This window comes from Streptosporangium sandarakinum, assembly GCF_013409935.1.
Lineage (GTDB): Bacteria > Actinomycetota > Actinomycetes > Streptosporangiales > Streptosporangiaceae > Streptosporangium > Streptosporangium nondiastaticum.
This window is the reverse complement of record NZ_JACCCO010000003.1, coordinates 411708-434291: the sequence shown is the minus strand read 5'-3', so window position 1 is coordinate 434291 and position 22584 is coordinate 411708. Positions and strand designations below refer to the sequence as shown.

Genomic DNA, 22584 nt, shown 5'->3' with positions numbered 1-22584 from the left:
GTCCGGCCGGTCGTCCCGGTGGACCCCTCCGCTTCCCGAAGCCCCCGCCCGGCCCTCCGCCGGGCGGGGGCTTCGGCGTCTCACCCCCGGGACGGGCCCGGCCGGCCCCGCGCGCAGGGCGTTCCCGGCCGGACCCGCCCGCGGATCCCGCTCGGACCGGGCGGCGCGCCGGGCCCGCCCGGCCGGGCGACACGCCTAGGGCCGGATCCGGCCGGGCTTGCGCATCTCCTTGTGGATGGTCTTCCACCTGTTCTGCAGTTCCTTGCGCAGCCGCGGGTCGCTCCGCGACGCCATCCAGGCGGCCTCGCGCCGCAGCTTGTGCCAGCTCACCAGCCGCCGCTCGGGCAGCGTGCCGTCCTCGATGGCGGCGATCACGGCGCAGCCCGGCTCGGCGCGGTGCGAGCAGTCGGCGAACCGGCACTCCGCGGCGAGGTCCTCGATGTCGGAGAAGGCCAGGTCCACCCCCTCGCCCATGTCGTACAGGCCGATGCGCCGGATCCCCGGCGTGTCGATGATCAGCCCGCCGCCGGGCAGCCGGATGAGCTCGCGGTGGACCGTGGTGTGCCGGCCGCGGCCGTCGCCCGCCCGGACCCGCTGGGTCTCCATGATCTCCTCCCCGGCCAGCGCGTTGACCAGCGTCGACTTGCCCGCGCCGGAGGCGCCGAGCACGACGGCGGTGTGCCTGCCGTCCAGGTGGCCGCGCACGATGTCCACGCCCTCCCCGGTGACGGAGCAGACCGCGTGCACGTCCACCCCCGGGGCCGCCTCGGCGACCTCCTCCAGCAGGTGGGGCAGGGCGTCCCCGATGAGGTCGGACTTGGTGACGAGCACCACCGGCCGTCCCCCGCTCTCCCAGGCCAGCGCCAGCAGGCGCTCGATCCGGCCCAGGTCGGCGGTGTCGGTGGCGTGCAGGGCGGGCTCGGCGATGAACACGATGTCGACGTTGGCGGCGAGCACCTGCCCCTGGGAGTCGCCGGACAGGCCGCCCCGCGACGTCCTGCCGACGCCGCCGCGGACGAAGGCGGTACGGCGGGGCAGCAGCGCCGCGAGTTCGAAGCGGCCCTCGGGCAGCCGGCGCAGTCCCGTCCAGTCGCCGACGCAGGGCAGCGCGACGGGGTCGGCGGCGGCGGCCCGCCGTACGGAGGCGCCGTAGTGGGCCTGAAGGGAACCCTCGGCGGTCAGCACCTCGGCGGCGCCGCGGTCGACGCGGGCCACCCGGGCGGGCAGCAGGCCGTCGGGGAGATCGGCGGCGAGGGAGTCGTCCCAGCCGAGGCGGGACAGCGATACGGAAGAAGCGAACAGGTCCGGAGCGGACAACGTGGGTACACCCTTTGCGAGAGGGGCGCCCGCGGCCAGGAGTCGGTCAGGCGGGCACCCGGAGGTCGATTGACGGCAGGCTGCTCAGAAAGGCCCGCATAGTCCTCACCTCCGTTGCTCGTGGCCGCCCGTCCTCGGGCGGCGCCGTGACCGGAATCCCGTGGGTTCCGTCGCGCGGACGATCCGCACGACGGAACCTATCGCGAAACCCACCCCCGGGCGCAAACCCTTTTTTTCCGCCCCGTTCCGGCACCCGGCCCGTTCCGGCACCCGGCCCGTTCCGGCACCCGGCCCGTTCCCGCGCCCGGCGCGGGCGGCCTACAGGCCGGGGGCCGGGAAGCGGGCGGTGAGCTCCCGGACCTCGCCCTGCACGCGGGTGATGACGCGCTCGGCCTCGTCCTGGTCCTTGGCCAGCGCGGAGACGACCTGGTCCATCCAGGCGCCGATCTGCCGCATCTCGGCGACGCCCATGCCCCGGCTGGTCACACCGGCGGTGCCGATGCGGATGCCGGACGGGTCGAACGGCTTGCGCGGGTCGAACGGCACGGTGTTGTAGTTGGTCTCCAGCCCGGCCCGGTCCAGCGCCTGGGCGGCGGGCTTGCCGCCGATGCCCTTGGGCGTCAGGTCCAGCAGGATGAGGTGGTTGTCGGTGCCGCCGGAGACGAGGTCGAAGCCGCGGCCCAGGAGCTCCTCGGCCAGCGCCTGGGAGTTCACCACGACCTGGCGGGCGTAGTCCTTGAACTCGTCGGCCGCCGCCTCCTTCAGCGCCACCGCGATCGCCGCGGTGGTGTGGTTGTGCGGGCCGCCCTGCAGGCCGGGGAAGACGGCCTTGTTCAGCGCGGTGGCGTGCTCGTCGGCGGTGGCCATGAGCATGGCGCCGCGCGGACCGCGCAGCGTCTTGTGGGTGGTGGTGGAGATGACGTCGGCGTGGCCGACCGGCGAGGGGTGGGCGCCGCCGGCCACCAGGCCGGCGATGTGGGCGATGTCGGCGGCGAGCACCGCGCCGACCTCGCGGGCGATCTCGGCGAAGGCCGGGAAGTCGATCGTGCGCGGGATCGCGGTGCCGCCGCAGAAGATCAGCTTGGGCCGCTCGCGCAGGGCGATCTCGCGGACCTCGTCCATGTCGACGCGGCCGGTGTCGCGGCGCACGCCGTAGCGGACCGGGTTGAACCACTTGCCGGTGGCCGAGACCGACCAGCCGTGGGTGAGGTGGCCGCCGAACGGCAGGCCCATGCCCATGACGGTGTCGCCCGGCTGGAGGAAGGCGAGGTAGATCGCCAGGTTGGCGGGCGAGCCGGAGTAGGGCTGGACGTTGGCGTGGTTGACGCCGAACAGCGACTTGGCCCGCTCGATGGCGAGGGTCTCGATCTGGTCGATGACCTGCTGGCCCTCGTAGTACCGCTTGCCCGGGTAACCCTCGGAGTACTTGTTGGTGAGAACGGTTCCGGTGGCCTCGAGAACCGCCTTGGAGACGTAGTTCTCGGAGGCGATCAGCTTGACGGTGTCGGCCTGACGGCGCTCCTCGGCCTTGATCAGCTCGGCGATCTGCGGATCGACGCTCGAAAGAGAACTCATGCGCCTTCACTCCCCTGTCGGCATTGACATCGTGCGGAGGACCCAGGCGCGCGGCCCTCCGCTTTCCGCTCCCCGGTGGTCTCTCCCACCCAATGCGCCAGTCGCGCTTCAGACGATAGCGGACTGACCGGTGCGAGTGGCCCGGCCTGCGCCGTCGACGGGCCACAGGCGGTCCACCTCGGCGTTCAGCGTGGCCCCGATGAGGACGGCCAGCGCCGTGATGTACAGCCACAGCAGCACCGCGATGGGGGCGGCGAGCGAGCCGTAGACCGACACCGGGGAGAACCACGCGGCGAGGACCTCCCGCAGCACGGCGGCGCAGGCGATCCAGATGATCAGCGCGAGCACGGCCCCCGGCAGCTCCCGCCACCAGCGCGTCCGCACCGGGACGCTCACGTGGTAGAGCAGGGTCAGGAAGATCACCGATCCGATGACGACGACCGGCCAGTAGAGGCCGTCGACCAGGGCGGCGTACTCGCGGGGCAGGACGCCGTGCAGCACCACCGGCCCCAGGACGAGCACCGGCATGATCAGCAGCCCGATGAGCAGGCCCGCGACGTAGAGGCCGAAGGACATCAGGCGGGTGCGGATGATGCCGCGCTCGTCGCCGAGTCCGTAGGCGACCGAGATCAGGTCCACGTAGACGAACAGGGCGCGCGAGCCGGACCACAGGGCCAGCAGGAAGCCCAGGGAGATCAGCGGGACCTGTTTCTGCGGGTTCAGGACGTCGTCGACGAGCGGTGTGACGACGGTGTTGACGGCGTTGTCGGTGAACAGCAGGTGGGCCTGGGACTGGATCCAGGCCCGGACGGCCTGGACCGCGTCCGGGCCGATCGCCCCGGTGAGCCGGCCGACCAGGCCGATCAGGCCGAGGGTGAACGGCGGCAGCGACAGCAGCGCGAAGAAGGCCGCCTCCCCGGCCAGGCCGGTGACGCGGTAGGCGATGCCCGCGTTGGTGGTCGCGGTGGCGAGGGCCCAGGTGCCCGTGCCGCGCAGCCAGGTCAGCCCGGCCCGCAGCCGGGCCACGCGTCCACGCGATGTGGGCTTCTCCGGCCCCGGCCGGTGCGCCTGGGCATCAGTGGACGTCATGCCACACAACGGTATGCCCAGCGCCTCTTGATCACGAACCCCCGGGTGCCGGTCCCGGCATGTGTCCGCAGGCAGGCCGCCGGGTCCCGTCCGCGGCTCCCCGGGTCTCGGTCCGGGGAGCGCGCCGCGGGACGCCGTCGGCCCCGGTCCCCCGGGCTGGGGGGCGTGTCAGCGCCGGTAGATCGACTCCGGGTCGTCCACCGGGACGATCCGGGCGCCCAGCGGCAGCAGGGAGACGGGGATCAGCTTGATGTTGGCGATCGCCAGCGGGATGCCGATCACCGACAGGAAGAGCGGTATCGACGTCAGCAGGTGCCCGATGGCCAGCCAGATCCCGGCCACGACGCACCAGATCACGTTTCCGATCGCCGACATCGCGCCCGCCCGGGGATCGCGCACCACGGTCCGGCCGAAGGGCCACAGCGCGAAGGCGGCGATCCGGAACGAGGCGATGCCGAACGGGATCGTGACGATCAGAATGCAGCAGATGATGCCCGCGAGGACGTAGCCGGCGGCCATCCATATCCCGGCGAACACCAGCCAGATCACGTTGAGCAAGGTCCTCATTCTTCGAGGATGGCAGGCCGGATCGGCATGGTTCCATCGGGTACATCCCGGACCTTCCCCCGAGGCCGTCCGGTCTCCTCTCCTGGCCGCCCCGGGGGGGCGGACGGCACAATGGAAGAATGATCTGCGACCGGTGCAAGGAGAGCCACCACGACGAGTGCCGGGGCGGCTCGTGGTGCGACTGCCAGCACAAGACCCCCGAGCAGGCCGGGAAGGTCAAGGAGTCGGGGCTGGGCTGGCCGCGCCAGGGGTGAGGGCGAGGGTTCCGCGCCGGGCCAAGGTTGGCCCTGGCGGCGGTCCAGAGTGTGGACCACACATTGGACATCTCCCACCATCACGGTATCGTCTTAGACATGCCAGCGGACCCGTTGCTCGTCGTGCGACGCCACGTCGACCTCCTGCGTGTCCGCAGCGCCATCTGTTGTGACGTCCGTTGACCGACGCCCACCGCTGATTCCATCCGGCTGCGGGCGCGCGACAGGCGTCCTTCTTCCCTGAAGTGAAGCGACCCCCGTACTCGACGGCGAGGCGGGAGGTTCGCCACCTGCGCGTGCCCAAGATCATTTAATCGATCGTAAGGACGCGCACATGACGACCCCGGCCAGGCCGATCAACCGGCACCACAAGCGCCCGCGCGGCGAGGGTCAGTGGGCTCTCGGTTACCGCGAACCGTTGAACAAGAACGAGGAGAACAAGAAGAACGACGACGGGCTCAACGTCCGTCAGCGGATCATCGACATCTACTCCAAGTACGGCTTCGACTCCATCGACCCCGCCGACCTGCGGGGCCGGATGCGCTGGTACGGCCTCTACACCCAGCGCCGGCCCGGCATCGACGGCGGCAAGACCGCGATCCTGGAGCCGGAGGAGCTCGACGACCGCTACTTCATGCTCCGGGTCCGCATCGACGGCGGCCGCCTGGACCTGCGGCAGCTGCGTACCATCGCCGACATCTCCAACCTGTACGGCCGCGGCACCGCCGACGTCACCGACCGGCAGAACATCCAGCTCCACTGGATCGAGATCGAGTCCGTCCCCGACATCTGGGAGCGGCTTGAGGCGGTGGGCCTGTCCACCACCGAGGCGTGCGGCGACACCCCCCGCGTCATCCTGGGCTGCCCGCTGGCCGGGATCGACGGCGAGGAGGTGCTCGACGGCACCCCGCACATCCGCGAGATCCACGACGCCTACATCGGCGACCCGGCGTACTCCAACCTGCCGCGCAAGTTCAAGACCGCGGTGAGCGGCTGCCCGGCGCACTGCACGGTGCACGAGATCAACGACGTGGCGTTCGTCGGCGTCGTCAACGAGCGAGGCGAGGCCGGCTACGACCTGTGGGTGGGCGGCGGCCTGTCCACGAACCCGATGCTGGCCAAGCGGCTGGGCGTCTTCGTCACCCCCGAGCAGGTCTCGGCCGTCTACGGCGGCGTGATCGGCATCTTCCGCGACTACGGCTACCGCCGCCTGCGCCACCGGGCGCGGCTGAAGTTCCTGGTCAACGACTGGGGCGTGGAGCGCTTCCGGGAGATCCTCCAGACGGAGTACCTCGGGTACGCCCTGCCCGACGGCCCGGCTCCCGAGCAGCCGCGCGGCGGCCGCCGCGACCACGTGGGCGTCTTCCCGCAGAAGGACGGCAACTTCTACGTCGGCTTCGCGCCCAGGGTCGGCCGGCTCAGCGGCGACGCGCTGCACCTGATCGCCGACATCGCCGAGCGGCACGGCTCGGACCGGGTGCACACCACGGTCGAGCAGAAGATGGTCATCCTGGACGTCGCGCCCGACCGGGTGGACAGCCTCGTCGCCGAGCTGGAGGCCAACGACCTGCGGGTCAACCCCTCCACCTTCCGCCGCCAGACCATGGCGTGCACCGGCATCGAGTTCTGCAAGCTGGCGATCGTCGAGACCAAGGCCACCGCGTCCGACCTGATCGACGAGCTGGAGCGGCGGCTGCCGGACTTCACCGAGCCGCTGACCATCAACGTCAACGGCTGCCCCAACTCCTGCGCGCGCATCCAGGTCGCCGACATCGGCCTGAAGGGCCAGCTCGTCGTCAACGACGAGGGCGAGCAGGTCGAGGGCTTCCAGATCCACCTGGGCGGCTCCCTGGGGGTCAACGCCGGCTTCGGCCGCAAGGTCCGGGGGCTGAAGGCCACCGCCGCGGAGCTCCCCGACTACGTCGAGCGCGTGGTGCGCAACTTCGAGAAGCAGCGCGACGAGGGCGAGACGTTCTCCGAGTGGGTGCAGCGGGCCGACGAGGCGGACCTCAAGTGAGGCGCGGCGCCGTACGGCGGGGCCGCCGGAGGGGCGGCGATGAGCGAGCGGGCGGTCCCCTTCCACTGCCCCTACTGCGGCGAGGAGGACCTGGAGCCCTACGAGGGCGACGGCGGCTGGTACTGCCGCTCGTGCGCCCGCGCCTTCCGGCTGAAGTTCCTCGGGATCGGGGTGCGGTCGTGACCGGCCGCGGCGCGGCGGACGGGACGGGCCGGCGCGGGCACGGCGCGACGGGCGGGGCGGTGAACGGGGCGGCCGGTGCGGTGCGAACGGCACGGGCGGCCCGTACGGCGGATTGGGAGTGATGAGCGTGAGCATCGTTGACATCGAGATCGGCCTGAACCGGCAGCGGGCCGGGTTCGACCTGCAGGACATCGCCGAGTCCGCGGCGGTGTTCCTGGAGGACGCCCCCGCCCTGGAGATCATCCGGTGGGCGGCGGCCACCTTCGGCGACCGCCTCTGCCTGACCTCCTCGATGAGCGACGCCCTGCTGATCGACCTGGTCAGCCGGGTGAAGCCGGGGATCGACGTGTTGTTCATCGACACGGGTTACCACTTCGCCGAGACGATCGGCACCCGTGACGCGGTGCGGCAGGTCTACGACGTGAACGTGATCGACGTCAAGCCGTCCCGCACGGTCGCCGAGCAGGAGCGTGACCTCGGGCCGCGGCTGTTCGGCCGCAACCCCGACCTGTGCTGCTACCTGCGCAAGGTGGAGCCGCTCAACCGGGCGCTGGAGCCGTACCTCGCCTGGGTGTCCGGCATCCGCCGCGACGAGGCGGTCACCCGCTCGGACGTCAAGGTCGTGGAGTGGGACACCAGGCGCCAGATGGTGAAGATCAACCCGATCGCCCGCTGGACGCAGGACGACGTCGACAACTACATGGCCGACAACGGCGTGCTGATCAACCCGCTGCACTACGACGACTACCCCTCGATCGGCTGCGCCCCCTGCACCCGGCAGGTCGCCCCCGGCGAGGACCCGCGCAGCGGCCGCTGGTCCGGGATGGCCAAGACGGAATGCGGGCTTCATCTGTGACGCCGCCCGTCCCCGGCGCCCCGCCGGTGACGCCGCTGGTCGCGGTGGCGCACGGGTCGCGTGACCCGCGCGCCGCGGCGACGGTGGAGGCGCTGCTCGGTCTCCTGCGGCGGGCGCGGCCGGAGCTTCCGGTGCGCGCCGCCTATCTCGACCACGCCGCCCCGACGCTCGCCGCGGCGCTGTCCGGGCTGGACGAGGCGGTGGTGGTGCCGCTGCTGCTCACCGCGGCCTACCACAGCCGGGTGGACATCCCCGGGGCGCTGGCCGAGATCACCTCCCGCCGCCCGGCGCTGCGCGTCCGGGTCGGCGGCACTCTGGGGCCGCACCCGCTGCTGGTCACCGCCCTGGAGCGCCGGCTGGCCGAGGCCGGGGTCGAGCCGGGCGATCCGGACACCGCGGTGGTGCTGGTGTCGGCGGGCTCCAGCGACCGGCGGGCCAACGCGACGGTCGCCGCCGTCGCCGCGGACTGGGCGCGCCGGCGCGGCTGGTGGTCGGTGGGCGTCGCCTACGCCTCGGCCGCCGAGCCCTCGACGGAGCGGGAGGTCCGCCGCCTGCTCGCGGCGGGGGCCCCGCGGGTGGCGGTGGCGCCGTACCTGCTGGCCCCGGGCCACTTCGCCGACCGGACCCGCGACGCCTCGCTCGCCGCGGGCGCGGCCGTCGTCGCCGAGGTGCTCGGCGCGTCCCCCGAGGTCGCGGCCGTCCTGGCGGAGCGCCACGACGAGGCCGTACGGCACCGCCCGGCGTCCGTGCCGGCCTGACCCCCTTGGACGGCCGGGGCCTGCGAACCCCGGCGGCCCTTGGTTCTCCGAGGCTCAGGGACCCCTGGGACCCGCGCCTCAGCCGTCGCCCCCGTCGCTCCCCGAACTCGGCTTCCCGCCGTCCCCGGGGCAGAGCGTCCTGATGATCCGGCCGTTGAGCGGGTCGGTCTTGACGACGGTGCCCGGACAGGGCGTCGCGACCGGGGGGGTCGCGACCCCGATCTCGTCCGGGAACCGGCAGCCGGGGCCGCCCTCGCAGGGCACGTACCGGCTGAACGTGACGCTGACGCTCATGTCGGCCCGGGTCTTCGGAGCGTCCGCGACGACCTGCCGGGCGTCCCGGTCGCCGGTCACCGGCCGGCCCAGTTTCCGTACCGAGCCGGGCGGGACCACCGCGATCTCCATCCGCCCGACGTCGGACTCCGGGAACAGGCTGGCCACGGTCTTCGAGCGGTCCAGGTCCGCCGGCAGCTCGTTGCAGGACAGGGCGTTGCGGTACCTCCCGTTCTCCCAGTAGACGAGCTCCGCGCCGGGCGGGCAGCGGACCACGACCAGCGTCATCGTCCCGGGCGGCCGTATGGGCAGGTCGAAGGACAGGCGCTCGCCCATGGTGGAGAACCGCTTCTCCAGGCCGACTTCGTTGACCAGGCGGGCGCCGTACCGGGGCGTCGGCTGGGCCATGACGCCGGTCCAGACGTCGTCGGGGACGGCGGTGCCGGCGCCTGCCCCGGGCAGGGTGAGCGCCGCGACGGCGGCGAGGCCCGCCGCGAGCGTCCCGCCCAGCGCCGCGGCGCGGCGGCGCCTGATCCGCCGGACCCGCCGGTCGACGTCGGCGACGGTCACGCCCCCGCGGCGGCCGTCGTCGCCCTCCGCCGCCAGGATCTCGCGCAGTTCCGGCTCTGTGATCGTCAACTCGGCTCCCCTGAGGTGGTCGCGGCGATCGCCGCGGGATCGACGCGCAGCTTCGCCAGGGCCCGGCTGGCCTGGCTGCGGACGGTGGCCACCGAGCAGCCGAGGATCTCGGCGATCCGCGGGTCGGGCAGGTCGGCGAAGTAGCGCAGCACGACCACGGCCCGCTGCCGGTCGGGCAGCGCCGCCAGGGCCTGCCGTACGGCCTCGCGCGTGCCGACCTCGCCGGTGCGGTCCTCCCCCGCCGTGTCGGGCAGCGTCCCGATGGGCACCTCGCCCCGCCAGCGGCGCCGCCACCAGGAGGCGTGGGTGTTGGTGAGGATGCGGTAGACGTAGGGGTCGGGGTCGTCGCCCACCCGCCGCCAGGCGAGCCACGCCTTGGCCAGCGCCGTCTGCAGCAGGTCCTCGGCCGTGCCCCAGTCGCGGCACAGCAGGTAGGCGGCCTGCAGCAGGCGGGCCGAGCGCTGCTCGACGTACCGCTCGAAATCGGCTCTGTCTCGCACGCGCCGTCCTCGGTGTCTCGGTGACCTTCCACCGATCACTACGCTCCGGCCACCCCGGGACGTTGCACGCCTCGGACGGATCTTCCCGGAGGCGGCCCGGGACGGGGGCGGCCGGGAGGATCAGTAACCGCGGTCGCGCCGCTCCTCACGCTCCTGGGCGCGGCGCTCCCACCGCTCCTCGCGGTGGGAGTCCCAGCCGTGCGGGGGCAGGGGTGGCCGCGGCCGCTCCGGCAGCTCGCCGTACGCCCGCTGCCAGTGCTCCTTCCAGGCCGCCCACGCCTTCTCGATCGGGCGCGCCCGCGAGTCGCCGACCACCTTGATCTCGCCCATGAGCGCGTAGGCCCGCACCCGGACGAGCGGCGCCCGCATGCCCTCGGGGGCCTCGATGACCTGGACCTTCTTCTCCCCCATGAACACGAAGCCGTCGATCTCGACGTCCACGCCGTCGGGAACGATGATCTTCACCGATCCCATGACCGCGGCGGCGAAGATGTCGACCACGTCGGTGCGGACCTCGGCCTGGCGCAGGTCGATCGTGACCTCGCCCATCACCGCGGCCGCGCCCAGCTCCCGGTCGATCCGCCACTTGCCGCGGCGCTTGGACTCGCTCATGACGGCCACGAGCCAGCGCCGCGCCCGGCCGCCCTCCGGCCGCGCCGGAGCCGGGGCGGGAGCCGGGGCGTGGGCGGGCCCCGGGCCCTGCGCCGAGGGCAGGTCGGAGGTGAGGACGGCGAGGTCGGCGTGGGTGACGGCGGTGTAGGCGGCCTCGGTGCGCTCGGTCAGCTCCCCGAGGGTCAGCCGCCCCTCGACGGAGGCGACGCGCAGCAGCTCGACCGCGGCCTCCCGCTCGGCGTCGGAGACACGCATCCCACCCGGATCACTCATGCATCACAACATATCGCGATATAGGCGTTCGGTGGATCCCCATCGGGCAGGAGAACACGCCCGCCGCCTATCATCCGGAAGATGTACGCAGAACTTCTGGACGCGGTGACCGGGAACGACGCCGAGAAGGTCGAGCGCCTGCTCCGGGACGGCGCAGCCCCCGACCCCGACGGCCCCGGGGAGACGACCGCCCTGTACCGGGCCGCCACCGGCGGCCACGTGGCGATCGCACGGGCCCTGCTGGCCGCCGGGGCCGACCCGAACCGGATCGGCGGCGGCGAGGACGAGGGCCTGCCGCTGTGCGGCGCCGCCGCCTGGGGCCGCACCGAGACCGTGGAGGCGCTGCTGGCCGCCGGGGCCGACCCGAACCTCCGGGAGAGCCACGGCTGGACCGCCCTGCTGTGGGCCGCGGCCAACGGACACGCCGGGACCGCCCGGGCCCTGCTCGCGGCCGGAGCCTCCGCCGAGGACGCCAACGACGGCGGGGAGACCGCGCTGACCCTGGCCACCCGGCGCGGCGCGCTGGGCGTGGTGCGCGCCCTGCTGGACGCCGGGGCCGACCCCACCCGGGCCGACGGCGAGGGCGACACGCCCCTGTCCATCGCCTACGACTGGCTCGGCACCCACCTGGAGAGCGCGCTGCTGGAGCAGCTCGCCGAGCAGGCGCCCGAGGACGCGGACCTCACGGTGAGCCGCGCCCGCGCCGAGGACGGCACCGACCTGGTGACCGTCACGGCGGCGCGGCCGGACGGCGGGGCCTCCGAGATCGTCTGCCAGCGCGGTCACGCGGCCGTCGCGACCCTGCTGGAGGACGCGACCGGCGAGCGCCTGCCGTTCGGGGACCTGGTCGAGCGGGCGATGCCGTACCGGGACGTCGACGAGGAGGCCGAGACCTGGTGGACGGTGGCCGACTCGCTGAGCCGGCGGGCCGACGAGGAGACCTTCGAGGCGGCGGCGGAGCTGTCCGTGAGCGAGGACCCGCGGCGGCGGGAGTTCGCCGCCGACGTGCTGTCGCAGTTCGGCTTCGACGGGGACGAGCGGCCGTTCCTGGAGCGGACGCTGCCGATCCTGCGGCGGATGGCCGTGGCCGACGGCGACGAGCGGGTGCTGCGCTCGGTGCTCGGCGCGCTCGGCAACCACGCCGACCCGCGCGCCCTGCCCGAGGTGCTGTCGGTCATCACCGCCGAGGGCTGGACCCGTACCCAGGCCGACCCGGCCGCGCTGGCCGCCGTCCTGCCGCCGGGCCACGCCGAGGGGCTGGCGCTGCTCGTCTCGATGACGGAGGACCCCGACGAGGAGGTGCGCGACTGGGCCGTCACCGCCCTGACCGGCCTGGCGGAGCACCGCGAGGAGGTCCGCGCCGCGCTGGCCGCGCGGGGACTCTGAACGGAACACCGCGAGGAGATCCGCATCGCGCTCGTGGCGCGGGGACTCTGAACGGAGCACCGCGAGGAGGTCCGCGCCGCGCTCGCCGCGCGGGACTTTGAGATGATGCCGGAACCCGGCGAAAAGGGCCGGGCCGGCATCCTCGGAGGCACCCGTGACCCCTGATGCGACCCACGAGGTCTTCAACCAGGCACCCCCGTTCATCGGCCACGACGTCTCGGCCGATCCGGCGCTCCTCGAAGGTGTGACGCGCGAGGGCGCCGGCTGGGCCGTCGGCGAGCTGGGCCGGCTCGGCGCGCTCGCCGGCTCCGAGGAGGCCGCCGAGTGGGGGCGGCTGGCCAACGAGCACCCGCCGGTGCTGCGCACCCACGACCGCTACGGCAACCGGATCGACGAGGTGGAGTTCCACCCCGCCTGGCACGAGCTGATGACGGTCGCCGTGGAGAACGGCCTGCACGCCGCCCCGTGGGCCGACACCCGGCCCGGCGCCCACGTGGCCCGCGCCGCCAGGTTCCACGTCTGGAGCCAGGTCGAGGCCGGGCACGGCTGCCCGATCTCCATGACCTACGCCTCGGTCCCGGCGCTGCGCCACTCCCCCGACCTGGCCGCCGAGTGGGAGCCCCTGCTGGCCTCCTGCCACTACGACTTCGGGCTGCGCCCCCCGCTCGGCAAGCGCGGGTTGCTCGCCGGGATGGGCATGACCGAGAAGCAGGGCGGCTCCGACGTCCGCGCCGGCACCACCCGCGCCGAACCCCTGGGCGACGGCACCTACGTCCTGACCGGGCACAAGTGGTTCAACTCCGCCCCGATGTGCGACGTGTTCCTGGTCCTGGCCCAGGCGCCCGGCGGGCTGACGTGCTTCCTGCTGCCCCGCGTGCTGCCAGACGGCACCCGCAACGCCATGCGGCTGATGCGGCTGAAGGACAAGCTGGGCAACAAATCCAACGCCAGCGCCGAGGTGGAGTACCACCGCGCGCTCGCCTGGCCGGTCGGCGAGGAGGGCCGGGGCGTACGGACCATCCTGGAGATGGTCAACATGACCAGGCTCGACTGCGTGATCGGCTCGGCGGCCGGCATGCGGTACGGCGTGACCCGGGCCGTCCACCACACCGCGCACCGCACCGCGTTCGGCCGGAGGCTGGCCGACCAGCCGCTGATGCGCAACGTCCTGGCCGACCTGGCGCTGGAGTCGGAGGCCGCGACCACGCTGATGACCCGGCTGGCCGGCGCCACCGACCGGGCCGTCGCCGGGGACGCCGCCGAGGCGGCGCTGCGCCGTACGGCGCTGGCGGTCGGCAAGTACTGGGTCTGCAAGCGCGGCCCGGCGCACGCGGCCGAGGCGATGGAGTGCCTGGGCGGCAACGGCTACGTCGAGGAGTCGCAGATGCCCCGGCTGTTCCGCGAGTCGCCGCTGAACGGCATCTGGGAGGGCTCGGGGAACGTGGCCGCGCTGGACGTGCTGCGCGCCCTGCGGCGCGAGCCGGAGGCGCTGGACGCCTTCCTCGCCGAGGTGGCGCTCGCCGCCGGGGCCGACCGGCGCCTGGACGAGGCCGCGGAGCGGCTGGGCAAGACCCTCGCCGACCCGGCCGAGGCCGAGCTGCGCGCCCGCGCCGTCGCCGAGGACATGGCGCTGGTGCTGCAGGGATCGCTGCTGGTACGGCACGCGCCCGCGGCCGTCGCCGACGCCTTCTGCGCCTCCCGCCTCGCGGGCGGGGGCGGCCGGGCGTTCGGCACGCTCCCGGCGGGCCTGGACCTGGACGCGATCATCGAGCGGGCCGCCGTACGGCCCGCCGCCTCCTCCGAGGGCTCCGGCGCCGGGTCCTGAGCCGGACGAGCGCCGGCGCCGGGCCCTGAGCCGGCCTGGGCGCCGGCGCCGGGTCCTGAGCCGGCCTGGGCGCCGGCGCCCGGGACGGCGGGCGCGAGATCTCCGGGAGCGGCGGGCCCGGCCGCCGCGGCGGCGGCGAGTAGGGTCGGTCGGGTAAGCCCATGATCGAAAGGATTACCGCAATGGCGACGACTCGTACCGCGACGACCCAGTGGAAGGGCGCCCTCCTCGACGGCTCGGGCACCGTCTCGCTCGACACCTCGGGCGTGGGCAGGTTCGACGTGTCCTGGCCCTCCCGGGCCGAGCAGGCGAACGGCAAGACCTCGCCCGAGGAGCTGATCGCGGCGGCGCACTCCGCCTGCTTCTCGATGGCCCTGTCCCACGGCCTGGCGCAGGCGGGCACCCCGCCGCAGACGGTGGAGACCAAGGCCGACGTGACCTTCCAGCCGGGTGAGGGCATCACCGGCATCGTCCTGTCGGTCCGCGCCCAGGTGCCGGGCCTGTCCGCCGAGGAGTTCCGGACCGCCGCCGAGAACGCCAAGGCGAACTGCCCGGTGAGCAAGGCCCTGGCGGGGACGACCATCACCCTGGACGCCGAGTTGGTGGGCTGACCGCCGCCCTGCCGCCCTGCCCGCCCGGCTCCCCCGGTCCCCCCGGTTCCTCCCGGGCGGGAGGACGCGGGCGAGCACGTAGACTCTGCCGGAAGCTCTCCGGCGGCACGCCGCGCGGGGGATCGGGCGCCCGGTGTCGTGCCCCCGGTCCCCGCGGGCCGGCCGGGGCCCGCCGCCCACCGGGGTGAGGAACGGGCGGCCGGGGAGCCCCCGTGAGCGCGGCGTCGCCGCCGAGGACGGACCACGACGGCGTGGCCGTCCGTCTCCCCTCATGCTCCCCCATGGCGCGAATGGGACACGGGTCCACGACACCCTGCACACGAAGGTGTGATTGGAGGAGAATAGGGCTACATGCGCGAAACATGGCCGGGCGAGCCGTACCCCCTCGGCGCCACCTGGGACGGTGCGGGGACCAACTTCTCCCTGTTCTCCGAGGTGGCCGAGCGGGTAGAGCTGTGCCTCTTCGACGACGAGGGCCGCGAGGAGCGGATCGACCTCCCCGAGGCCGACGGGTTCGTCTGGCACGGCTACCTCCCGGGCGTCATGCCCGGCCAGCGGTACGGCTACCGCGTCCACGGCCCGTACGAGCCCTCCCAGGGGCACCGCTGCAACCCCGCCAAGCTGCTCATCGACCCCTACGCCAAGGCCGTCGAGGGCGAGGTCGAGTGGAACGAGGCGCTGTTCTCCTACGCCTTCACCGACCCGTCCGTGCGCAACGACGACGACAGCGCCCCGTTCATGCCGAAGAACGTGGTGGTCAACCCGTTCTTCGACTGGGGCGACGACCGGCTGCCCCGCACGCCGTACCACCAGACCGTGATCTACGAGGCGCACGTGCGCGGGCTGACCATGCGCCATCCGGCCGTCCCGCCCGAGCAGCGCGGCACCTACGCGGGGCTCGCCCACCCGGCGGTCATCGAGCACCTGCGGAGCCTGGGCGTCACCGCGGTCGAGCTGATGCCGGTGCACCAGTTCGTGCCCGAGCACGCCATGGTCGCCCGGGGGCTGACGAACTACTGGGGCTACAACACCATCGCCTACCTCGCCCCGCACGCCGCCTACGCCTGCTCGGACCGGCGCGGCGAGCAGGTGATGGAGTTCAAGGCGATGGTGCGGTCGCTGCACGAGGCGGGGATCGAGGTCATCCTCGACGTGGTCTACAACCACACCGCCGAAGGCGACCACATGGGCCCCACACTGGGCTTCCGGGGCATCGACAACGCCGCCTACTACCGGCTGCACGACGGCGACCGGCGCTACCACCTCGACTACACCGGCTGCGGCAACTCCCTCAACGTCCGCTCCCCGCACGCGCTGCAGCTCATCATGGACTCGCTGCGCTACTGGGTGCTGGAGATGCACGTGGACGGCTTCCGGTTCGACCTGGCCGCCGCCCTGGCCCGGGAGCTGCACGACGTCGACCGGCTGAGCGCGTTCTTCGACCTGATCCAGCAGGACCCGGTGATCTCCCAGGTGAAGCTGATCGCCGAGCCGTGGGACGTCGGCCCCGGCGGCTACCAGGTCGGCAACTTCCCGCCGCTGTGGACGGAGTGGAACGGCAAGTACCGCGACACCGTCCGCGACTTCTGGCGGGGCAACGGCTCGGCGCTGCCGGAGTTCGCCTCCCGGCTGACCGGCTCGGCCGACCTGTACGCCTCCTCCGGGCGCCGCCCGGTGGCCTCCATCAACTTCGTCACCTGCCACGACGGGTTCACGCTGAACGACCTGGTCTCCTACGACCGCAAGCACAACGAGGCCAACGCCGAGAACAACCGCGACGGCACCGACGACAACCGGTCGTGGAACTGCGGCGCCGAGGGCCCGGTGGACGACGAGGAGGTCAACCGCCTGCGCCGCCGCCAGCGCCGCAACTTCCTGACCACCCTGTTCGTCTCGCAGGGCGTGCCGATGCTCACCGCCGGGGACGAGTTCGGCCGCACCCAGGGCGGCAACAACAACGCCTACTGCCAGGACAACGAGGTCTCCTGGGTCGACTGGTCGCTCGCCGGGTGCGAGCGCGACCTGCTGGAGTTCGTCCGGAGCCTGTCGCGGCTGCGGCGCGAGCATCCCGTCTTCCAGCGGCGCCGGTTCTTCCACGGCCGCCGGGCCGACGACGGCACGCGCGACATCGTCTGGTTCACCCCGTCGGGCGAGGAGATGACGGCCTCCGACTGGCACACCGGCTACGCCAAGTCGCTCGCGGTCTTCCTGAACGGCGACGCCATCACCGAGCCGGGCCCGCGCGGCGAGCGGATCACCGACGACTCGTTCCTGCTGCTGGTCAACGCCCACCACGAGGACATGACGTTCACCGTCCCCGGGGAGCGGTACGGCAGGCGGTGGGAGTCCGTGCTGGACACCGCCGAGGAGCGGCCCGCCGAGGCGGCCGGGGAGTCCTGGCCGGCCGACGCCAAGGTCACGGTGACCTCGCGCTCGGTGCGGATCCTCCGCGGCCGCCGGGACTGACCCCGCGGCCGGCACGGCCCGTCCGGTACCGCACGTCCGGCCCGGCCCCGCGGACGGTACGGCGCGGGCCCGCCGCCGGACCCGGGGCGCGGGGAGTGTGTCAAGGTAGGGGAATGCGCCTCATCCATCCCGTCCCCGCCTCCGGGCCCGCCGACGACGCCGAGCCCGACCTCGCGGAGCTCTACGCCTACCCCGGCGACCGGTGGCTCCGGGTCAACATGGTGGCCAGCGCCGACGGCGGGACCTGGCTGGACGGAGCGTCCGGCGGGCTGTCCGGCCGGGGCGACCGGAAGGTCTTCGGGGTGCTGCGCGGGCTGGCCGACGTCGTCGTGACCGGGGCGGCGACCGTGCGGGCCGAGGGGTACGGCCCGGCCAGGCCCAGGAAGTCGTGGGCGGCGCTGCGCGCGGGCCGTACGGCCGTCCCGCCGATCGCGGTGGTCACCGCGAGCCTGGAGCTGGACCTGTCGGGCCCGCTGTTCACCGAGGCCGGCCCGGACGCCCGGACCATCGTCGTCACCTGCGAGGCGGCCCCCCGCGACCGGCGCGCCGAGGCGGCCCGGCACGCCGAGGTGATCGTCACCGGCCGGGACCGGGTGGATCTCGCCCTGGCGGTCAAGGAGCTGGGCGGGCGCGGCCTGGGGCGGGTGCTGTGCGAGGGCGGGGCGAAGCTCAACGCCCAGCTCGCCGCGGCAGGTCTGATCGACGAGCTGTGCCTGACGGTGAGCCCGCTGCTGATCGGCGGGGACGCCGCCCGGGTCCTCGACGGCCCGGCCTCGCTGACCCGGCTGCGCCTGGCCCACGTCCTGGAGGACGAGGGGTTCCTGCTCACCCGTTACGTCAGGGAGGGCTGAGCGGCGGCGATCCCGGGCGCCGTTTCCCGTGAGCGCAGATCTTCCCCGGGTGCCGGGCTCCCGTGAGCGTCGGACTCTCCGGACGCCGTTTCCCGTGAGCGTCGGCTCTCGTGGACATCGGGCGAAATAAACGATATATCTCGCTCCATGGAGAAGAGTTCCCCCGCCGGCGACGAGCTGCGCGCCTCCGTCGAGGCCCGCCGGGAGCTGGGACCCGAGTACGAGGACTCCCTCATCGAGGGGTTCCTGGACAAGATGGACCAGGAGATCGACCGGCGGGTGGAGGAGCGGGTCGCCGCCCGTGTCCCGCAGCAGGAGCCGAAGGCCCCCGCAGTCCGGCCGGGCGTGGACGCCGGGCAGCGCCTGGCCCTGGCGATCGTCTCCATCGTCCTCGGCGTCGGCAGCACGGTCGCCTTCGCCATCACCGACAGGCGCGCCGGCCCGATGATCCTCATCTGGGTCGGGATCATCGTGGTGAACATCGCCTTCGCCCGCGGCTCCCGCCGCTGACCTTCCGCGCGGAGCCGCGGACCGGGAAGGGGGCGCGGGCAGGGGTTCGCAGGACATGCCGGGTCCGGGACCGTACGGAGGCGAGGGGGTCGGGCGGCCCGCCCCGGAGTCACCTCGGCGGCGGGACCGGGCTCTCGACGGGGCGGACCGCGCGACCACCCGTCCGCTCACCGGTCCGAACGCTGGCGCATCGTCCGGCCGACGGCCACCTGACCGCCCGGTTGGCCCATGGGCGGCCCGACGGATGGTCCGACCCCTCAGCGGGAGGGTGGAACCCTCCACATCTGCTAAGACGCAAAACCCGACATAAATGGATGCTTCACCACAAAGATTTTTTTCCCGGCATTTCGGATGCCCTGTCCCGGCGGGAACACCCTCCGCATAGGCTGAGGGGATGGACAAGGTGGTCAAGAGCGACGCCGAGTGGCGCGCCCAGCTCTCTCCCGAGGAGTATCAGGTACTCCGCCAGGCAGGCACCGAGCGCCCCTTCACCGGGGAGTACGTCGACACCAAGACCGTGGGCGTCTACAGCTGCCGGGCCTGCGGCGCCGAGCTGTTCCGGTCCGACACCAAGTTCGAGAGCCACTGCGGCTGGCCGAGCTTCTACGAGCCGTCGAAGTCGGACGCGGTGACCCTCATCGAGGACCGCTCGCTCGGCATGGTCCGGGTCGAGGTCCGCTGCGCCACGTGCGACTCGCACCTCGGGCACGTCTTCCACGGCGAGGGGTACGACACCCCCACCGACGACCGCTACTGCATCAACTCCGTGTCGCTGCGACTGGAGCCGGCCGGCGGCTGACGGCCGACGGTCCCGCCGGGCCGGGCGCCGCACGAACGGCCCGGTGCCCGGCCGGTCCCGTCCCGGCGGACCCCCGGTACGGCGAAGGCCCGCGGGGCGGGCCTAGCCCCCGGGCCTGGGATAGGTGACGCGGCAGTCGGAGTCGCCGGGGCCGAGGATGTTGGCCAGGACGGGGTTGCCGTTCTCGCCGAACTTCGCCTGGACGAAGACGACGGGGTTCACCGAGCCGAGCTCCCCCACGAGATAGTCGAGGCCGGTCTCGCACAGCTTGATCGCCTGCTTGGAGTTGTCCGCCGAGTCCGGCAGGTCGGTGTAGATCCGCAGGTAGCCGCCGACGACGCGGATGTCCTTGACCCGCTTCGTCGCCTTGTGCGCCGCGAAGTAGGCGAACGCCCTCGGGTCGCTGTGCTTGGACGGACCGTCCGCCTTGGCCCCGTCGCCGGACCCGTTGCCGCTGCCCGCCTTGCCGCCCGGCAGCACGCCCACCGCCCTGCCGTTCCCGGCGCCCTGCTGCGGCGCGGCCAGGAGGTGCTTCTGCGCCTCCGGGACGGGCGGCGGGTCCGCGGCGAGCATCGAGCGGCCCAGCGCCAGGACCGCGACCGCCAGCGCGGTCGCGCCGACCGAGATCTCCAGTGCCCGCGGCCGGGCCCTTCTCCTGCGGCGCCCGCCTCCGCGCCCCGTGGACCGTGCCAGACCCGCGCCCGTGTTCACCTTTGGCCTCACATCGACAGGTGTTTTCCCCGAGTATGACAACGCCCGGGGAACTAATCGAGCGTTTCACCGGATTCGCCGGGCGTCCCCGCGCCGGGACCGGTCCTGGGCGGGGCCGCCCGGACCGGCCGTCTCCGGCGGGCACACGCAGGCCGGGCGGGACCGTACGGAGGGTCCGGCGCGGGCCTACGGCAGCGCCGCCACCAGCTCGCCGACGGGCTTGCGGATGCCGGTGTAGAAGGGGATCTCCACCCGGGTGTGCCTGCGGGCCTCGGCGCCGCGCAGGGTGCGCATCAGGTCGACGATGCGGTGCAGGTCGTCGGCCTCGAAGGCGAGCATCCACTCGTAGTCGTTCAGCGAGAAGCAGGCGACGGTGTTGGCCCGCACGTCGGGGTAGTCGCGGGCCATCCGGCCGTGCTCGGCCAGCATGCGGCGCCGGTCGGCGTCGTCCAGGAGGTACCACTCCAGGGAGCGGACGAACGGGTAGACGCTGACGTAGCCCCGCGGCTCCTCCTCGGCGAGGAACGCCGGGATGTGGGACTTGTTGAACTCGGCCGGGCGGTGCAACGCCATGGCCGACCAGACCGGCTCGGTCAGCTCCCCCAGCGCGGTGCGGCGGAAGCGCGAGTAGGTCTCCTGCAGGTCCTCCGGGGTCGGCGCGTGCCACCAGAACATGAAGTCCGCGTCGGCCCGGAAGCCGGCCACGTCGTACAGGCCGCGGGTGACCACGTCCTTCTCCGCCGCCTGCGCCAGGAGGGCCTCGACCTCCTCGGCCATGCCCTCGCGTCCGGTCGCCGGGCAGCGCTCACGCAACCTGAAGACCGACCACATCGTGTAGCGGATCACGTGGTTCAGGTCGCGCGCCTTGGGCCTCGGGTTCCCGTCCGTCGTCCTCACCCCTCCGGGAGCCCCTCGGGCTCCGTCGTTCCAGTCGTGTTCGTCGCGTTCGTCGTGTCGGCCGTCTCCGGCCGCCCGTTCAGCGGGCCTTCGACTCTTCCTTCCGCCATTCTCCCGCGGGGTCCAGGTGGTCCAGAATCCGGGCCGCCGCCGTACGGGCGGTGGAGATGACGGCCGGGATGCCGACGCCGTCGTAGGCGGCGCCGCACAGCGCCAGGCCGGGCCGGTCCGCGACGGCCGCGCGGATGCGGGCGACCCGGTCGAGGTGGCCCACCTCGTACTGCGGCAGGGAGCCGCCCCAGCGGGTCACCCGGGAGTCGAGCGGCAGCCCGCACACGCCCATGACCTCGGCCATCTCGGCCGTCGCCAGGGCCACCAGCTCGGTGTCCTCGCGCTGGAGCACCGCCTCCTCGCCCAGGCGGCCGATCGAGCAGCGCAGCAGGACGATATCGGGGTCGGCCTCGGCCAGGTGCGGCCACTTGACGGAGCTGAACGTGACGGCCTTGACCGGGCGGCGGTCGACCGCCGGGACGAGGTAGCCGCTCCCCTCGGGCAGCCGGGGGAACGCCGCGCGCGGGTAGGCCAGGCTGACGATGGCCATGCTCGCGTACTCGATCCGGGCCAGCTCGGCCGCGGCCGCCGGAGCCTCCTCCGCCAGCAGGCGGCCCGTCGGGGTGGCCGGGGTGGCGAGGACCACGGCGTCGGCCTCGACGACCTCCGGATCGGGCACCGGCCCGGTCACCAGCCGCCAGCCGTCCGCGGTGCGGCGCAGCTCCCGCACGGTGACGCCGGTCCGCACCAGCGCGCCGGAGGCGGCGGCCACCGCCCCGGGCAGGCTGCCCATCCCCTCGCGCAGGGAGGTGAAGACGGGCCCGGCGTCCTTGGGCGCCTCGGCGGCGATGCGGCGGGCGGCGTTGAGCAGCGACCGCTCCGAGCGGGCCGCCATGGCGATCTTCGGCATCGTCGCGTCCAGCGAGAGCCGTTCGACCCGGCCCGCGTAGACGCCGCCGAGCAGCGGCTCGACCAGGCGGTCGACCACCTCGGTGCCCATCCGGGCACGGATGTAGGCGGCCACCGACACGTCGGTGTCGATGAGCGTGGCCGGCAGCACGAGGTCCAGCGGCGTGCGCGCGAGGCCGCCCGGCGACAGGATGCCCGACCTGGCCAGCGCCCCCAGGTCGGAGGGGACGCCCATGACCTGCCCGGCGGGCAGCGGCCGGGGCGTGCCGCGGGTGAGGATGGCGCCCCGGGTGGTGCCGGGCGTCCGCAGTTCGTCGCCCAGGCCGGCCAGCCGGGCCAGTTCCTTGCCCTCGGGCCGCCGGGCGAGCATCGCCTCGGCCCCGACGTCCGTCTGGACCCCGGCGACCTCGGCGGCCAGGAGTTTCCCGCCGACCCTCGGGGCGCTGTCGAGCACGGTCACCCGCACGCGGTCCCCGGCTCGCCCGAGATACCATGCCGCGGCCAGTCCCGCGATCCCCCCGCCGACGACCACCACGTGGTGACGCTTGCGTTCCATGGGTGTTGACCGTACCCCCCTCCGTGGCCGCCCCGGCATCCGCCACCCCCGTGATCGCGCGGTGCGGAGACCGAGACGGCATCGTGACCGCGCGTGCTC

23 protein-coding genes and 1 riboswitch are annotated in these 22584 nt (G+C 73.5%); of the genes, 13 read left to right on the top strand and 10 right to left on the bottom strand.

The annotated features are described in order from the left end of the window. Window positions 1-195: 195 nt before the first annotated feature. From rsgA to HDA43_RS28370, 4 genes are all read right to left on the bottom strand, one after another. Window positions 196-1317 (bottom strand): ribosome small subunit-dependent GTPase A, encoded by a 1122-nt coding sequence (gene rsgA / locus HDA43_RS28385; protein WP_179827094.1) that lies wholly within the window; start codon window positions 1315-1317, stop codon window positions 196-198. A 318-nt stretch (window positions 1318-1635) separates the two neighbouring features. Beyond that, window positions 1636-2892: a serine hydroxymethyltransferase gene (gene glyA / locus HDA43_RS28380; RefSeq protein ID WP_179827093.1), complete on the bottom strand. Its 1257-nt coding sequence runs from the start codon at window positions 2890-2892 to the stop codon at window positions 1636-1638. A 33-nt stretch (window positions 2893-2925) separates the two neighbouring features. Beyond that, a riboswitch (ZMP/ZTP riboswitch) is annotated at window positions 2926-3007 on the bottom strand. Continuing rightward, window positions 3001-3981 (bottom strand): YihY/virulence factor BrkB family protein, encoded by a 981-nt coding sequence (locus HDA43_RS28375; RefSeq protein WP_246424744.1) that lies wholly within the window; start codon window positions 3979-3981, stop codon window positions 3001-3003. It overlaps the preceding riboswitch by 7 nt. A gap of 168 nt (window positions 3982-4149) precedes the next feature. After that, window positions 4150-4548, bottom strand: coding sequence for a YccF domain-containing protein (locus HDA43_RS28370; protein ID WP_179827088.1), 399 nt, complete (start codon window positions 4546-4548; stop codon window positions 4150-4152). Window positions 4549-4667: 119 nt separating this feature from the next. On the opposite strand from HDA43_RS28370, the gene HDA43_RS36130 reads away from it, so the two are divergent. The 6 genes from HDA43_RS36130 (at window position 4668) to HDA43_RS28350 (ending at window position 8616) form a co-directional block, all read left to right on the top strand. Further along, window positions 4668-4802 (top strand): hypothetical protein, encoded by a 135-nt coding sequence (locus tag HDA43_RS36130; protein WP_281395607.1) that lies wholly within the window; start codon window positions 4668-4670, stop codon window positions 4800-4802. Between the two features lie 99 nt (window positions 4803-4901). Continuing rightward, complete coding sequence (locus HDA43_RS36790) at window positions 4902-4985, top strand: putative leader peptide (protein WP_350917820.1); 84 nt, start codon at window positions 4902-4904, stop codon at window positions 4983-4985. 151 nt (window positions 4986-5136) lie between these two features. Further along, on the top strand, window positions 5137-6819 hold the full coding sequence (locus HDA43_RS28365; RefSeq protein WP_179827086.1) for a nitrite/sulfite reductase: 1683 nt from the start codon (window positions 5137-5139) through the stop codon (window positions 6817-6819). Between the two features lie 39 nt (window positions 6820-6858). Next, window positions 6859-7002, top strand: coding sequence for an Insertion element protein (locus HDA43_RS28360; protein WP_179827084.1), 144 nt, complete (start codon window positions 6859-6861; stop codon window positions 7000-7002). Window positions 7003-7129: 127 nt separating this feature from the next. After that, entirely contained in the window at window positions 7130-7858 is a 729-nt protein-coding gene (locus HDA43_RS28355; protein ID WP_179827082.1) for a phosphoadenylyl-sulfate reductase, read from the top strand. Continuing rightward, window positions 7855-8616, top strand: a complete 762-nt coding sequence (locus HDA43_RS28350; protein WP_312873583.1) for a sirohydrochlorin chelatase — start codon at window positions 7855-7857, stop codon at window positions 8614-8616. The genes HDA43_RS28355 and HDA43_RS28350 overlap by 4 nt, the downstream gene beginning before the upstream one ends. 78 nt (window positions 8617-8694) lie before the next feature. On the opposite strand, the gene HDA43_RS28345 is transcribed toward HDA43_RS28350, so the two are convergent. The 3 genes from HDA43_RS28345 to HDA43_RS28335 all read right to left on the bottom strand — a co-directional run bounded on the left by HDA43_RS28345 (window position 8695) and on the right by HDA43_RS28335 (window position 10913). Next, window positions 8695-9528, bottom strand: a complete 834-nt coding sequence (locus HDA43_RS28345; RefSeq protein WP_179827078.1) for a hypothetical protein — start codon at window positions 9526-9528, stop codon at window positions 8695-8697. Beyond that, complete coding sequence (locus HDA43_RS28340) at window positions 9525-10028, bottom strand: SigE family RNA polymerase sigma factor (RefSeq protein ID WP_179827076.1); 504 nt, start codon at window positions 10026-10028, stop codon at window positions 9525-9527. Before HDA43_RS28340 ends, HDA43_RS28345 begins: the two co-directional genes overlap by 4 nt. 120 nt (window positions 10029-10148) lie before the next feature. After that, entirely contained in the window at window positions 10149-10913 is a 765-nt protein-coding gene (locus HDA43_RS28335) for a DUF1707 SHOCT-like domain-containing protein (RefSeq protein WP_179827075.1), read from the bottom strand. A gap of 81 nt (window positions 10914-10994) precedes the next feature. Here HDA43_RS28335 and HDA43_RS28330 point away from each other — a divergent pair, with 81 nt between their 5' ends. From HDA43_RS28330 to msrB, 7 genes are all read left to right on the top strand, one after another. Continuing rightward, on the top strand, window positions 10995-12299 hold the full coding sequence (locus HDA43_RS28330) for an ankyrin repeat domain-containing protein (RefSeq protein ID WP_179827073.1): 1305 nt from the start codon (window positions 10995-10997) through the stop codon (window positions 12297-12299). 154 nt (window positions 12300-12453) lie between these two features. After that, on the top strand, window positions 12454-14124 hold the full coding sequence (locus HDA43_RS28325; protein WP_179827071.1) for an isovaleryl-CoA dehydrogenase: 1671 nt from the start codon (window positions 12454-12456) through the stop codon (window positions 14122-14124). A 182-nt stretch (window positions 14125-14306) separates the two neighbouring features. Next, window positions 14307-14735 (top strand): OsmC family protein, encoded by a 429-nt coding sequence (locus HDA43_RS28320; protein WP_179827070.1) that lies wholly within the window; start codon window positions 14307-14309, stop codon window positions 14733-14735. A 351-nt stretch (window positions 14736-15086) separates the two neighbouring features. Then, the gene (gene glgX, locus HDA43_RS28315; protein ID WP_179827068.1) at window positions 15087-17201 is read left to right on the top strand and encodes a glycogen debranching protein GlgX; all 2115 of its coding nucleotides are present in this window, start codon (window positions 15087-15089) and stop codon (window positions 17199-17201) included. Between the two features lie 113 nt (window positions 17202-17314). Then, window positions 17315-18052 carry a pyrimidine reductase family protein gene (locus tag HDA43_RS28310; RefSeq protein ID WP_179827067.1) on the top strand — a complete coding sequence of 246 codons (738 nt, stop codon included), beginning with the start codon at window positions 17315-17317 and terminating at the stop codon, window positions 18050-18052. A gap of 147 nt (window positions 18053-18199) precedes the next feature. After that, entirely contained in the window at window positions 18200-18562 is a 363-nt protein-coding gene (locus tag HDA43_RS28305; protein ID WP_179827065.1) for a hypothetical protein, read from the top strand. A 394-nt stretch (window positions 18563-18956) separates the two neighbouring features. Further along, window positions 18957-19361, top strand: coding sequence for a peptide-methionine (R)-S-oxide reductase MsrB (msrB, locus tag HDA43_RS28300; RefSeq protein ID WP_179827063.1), 405 nt, complete (start codon window positions 18957-18959; stop codon window positions 19359-19361). Window positions 19362-19463: 102 nt separating this feature from the next. On the opposite strand, the gene HDA43_RS28295 is transcribed toward msrB, so the two are convergent. From HDA43_RS28295 to hemG, 3 genes are all read right to left on the bottom strand, one after another. Beyond that, window positions 19464-20072 (bottom strand): hypothetical protein, encoded by a 609-nt coding sequence (locus tag HDA43_RS28295; RefSeq protein WP_179827061.1) that lies wholly within the window; start codon window positions 20070-20072, stop codon window positions 19464-19466. Between the two features lie 186 nt (window positions 20073-20258). Next, entirely contained in the window at window positions 20259-20903 is a 645-nt protein-coding gene (hemQ, locus tag HDA43_RS28290; RefSeq protein ID WP_179828760.1) for a hydrogen peroxide-dependent heme synthase, read from the bottom strand. A 145-nt stretch (window positions 20904-21048) separates the two neighbouring features. After that, window positions 21049-22485, bottom strand: a complete 1437-nt coding sequence (gene hemG, locus HDA43_RS28285; RefSeq protein ID WP_179827058.1) for a protoporphyrinogen oxidase — start codon at window positions 22483-22485, stop codon at window positions 21049-21051. Window positions 22486-22584 lie beyond the last annotated feature (99 nt).

What these genes read in the sequence shown, in the direction of transcription:
- glyA (WP_179827093.1), bottom strand. Translation starts at nt 2,892, where the DNA reads ATGAGTTCTCTTTCGAGCGTCGATCCGCAGATCGCCGAGCTGATCAAG.
- HDA43_RS28375 (WP_246424744.1), bottom strand. Translation starts at nt 3,981, where the DNA reads ATGACGTCCACTGATGCCCAGGCGCACCGGCCGGGGCCGGAGAAGCCC.
- HDA43_RS28370 (WP_179827088.1), bottom strand. Translation starts at nt 4,548, where the DNA reads ATGAGGACCTTGCTCAACGTGATCTGGCTGGTGTTCGCCGGGATATGG.
- HDA43_RS36130 (WP_281395607.1), top strand. Translation starts at nt 4,668, where the DNA reads ATGATCTGCGACCGGTGCAAGGAGAGCCACCACGACGAGTGCCGGGGC.
- HDA43_RS36790 (WP_350917820.1), top strand. Translation starts at nt 4,902, where the DNA reads ATGCCAGCGGACCCGTTGCTCGTCGTGCGACGCCACGTCGACCTCCTG.
- HDA43_RS28365 (WP_179827086.1), top strand. Translation starts at nt 5,137, where the DNA reads ATGACGACCCCGGCCAGGCCGATCAACCGGCACCACAAGCGCCCGCGC.
- HDA43_RS28360 (WP_179827084.1), top strand. Translation starts at nt 6,859, where the DNA reads ATGAGCGAGCGGGCGGTCCCCTTCCACTGCCCCTACTGCGGCGAGGAG.
- HDA43_RS28335 (WP_179827075.1), bottom strand. Translation starts at nt 10,913, where the DNA reads ATGAGTGATCCGGGTGGGATGCGTGTCTCCGACGCCGAGCGGGAGGCC.
- HDA43_RS28330 (WP_179827073.1), top strand. Translation starts at nt 10,995, where the DNA reads ATGTACGCAGAACTTCTGGACGCGGTGACCGGGAACGACGCCGAGAAG.
- HDA43_RS28320 (WP_179827070.1), top strand. Translation starts at nt 14,307, where the DNA reads ATGGCGACGACTCGTACCGCGACGACCCAGTGGAAGGGCGCCCTCCTC.
- glgX (WP_179827068.1), top strand. Translation starts at nt 15,087, where the DNA reads ATGCGCGAAACATGGCCGGGCGAGCCGTACCCCCTCGGCGCCACCTGG.
- HDA43_RS28310 (WP_179827067.1), top strand. Translation starts at nt 17,315, where the DNA reads ATGCGCCTCATCCATCCCGTCCCCGCCTCCGGGCCCGCCGACGACGCC.
- HDA43_RS28305 (WP_179827065.1), top strand. Translation starts at nt 18,200, where the DNA reads ATGGAGAAGAGTTCCCCCGCCGGCGACGAGCTGCGCGCCTCCGTCGAG.
- msrB (WP_179827063.1), top strand. Translation starts at nt 18,957, where the DNA reads ATGGACAAGGTGGTCAAGAGCGACGCCGAGTGGCGCGCCCAGCTCTCT.
- hemQ (WP_179828760.1), bottom strand. Translation starts at nt 20,903, where the DNA reads ATGTGGTCGGTCTTCAGGTTGCGTGAGCGCTGCCCGGCGACCGGACGC.
- hemG (WP_179827058.1), bottom strand. Translation starts at nt 22,485, where the DNA reads ATGGAACGCAAGCGTCACCACGTGGTGGTCGTCGGCGGGGGGATCGCG.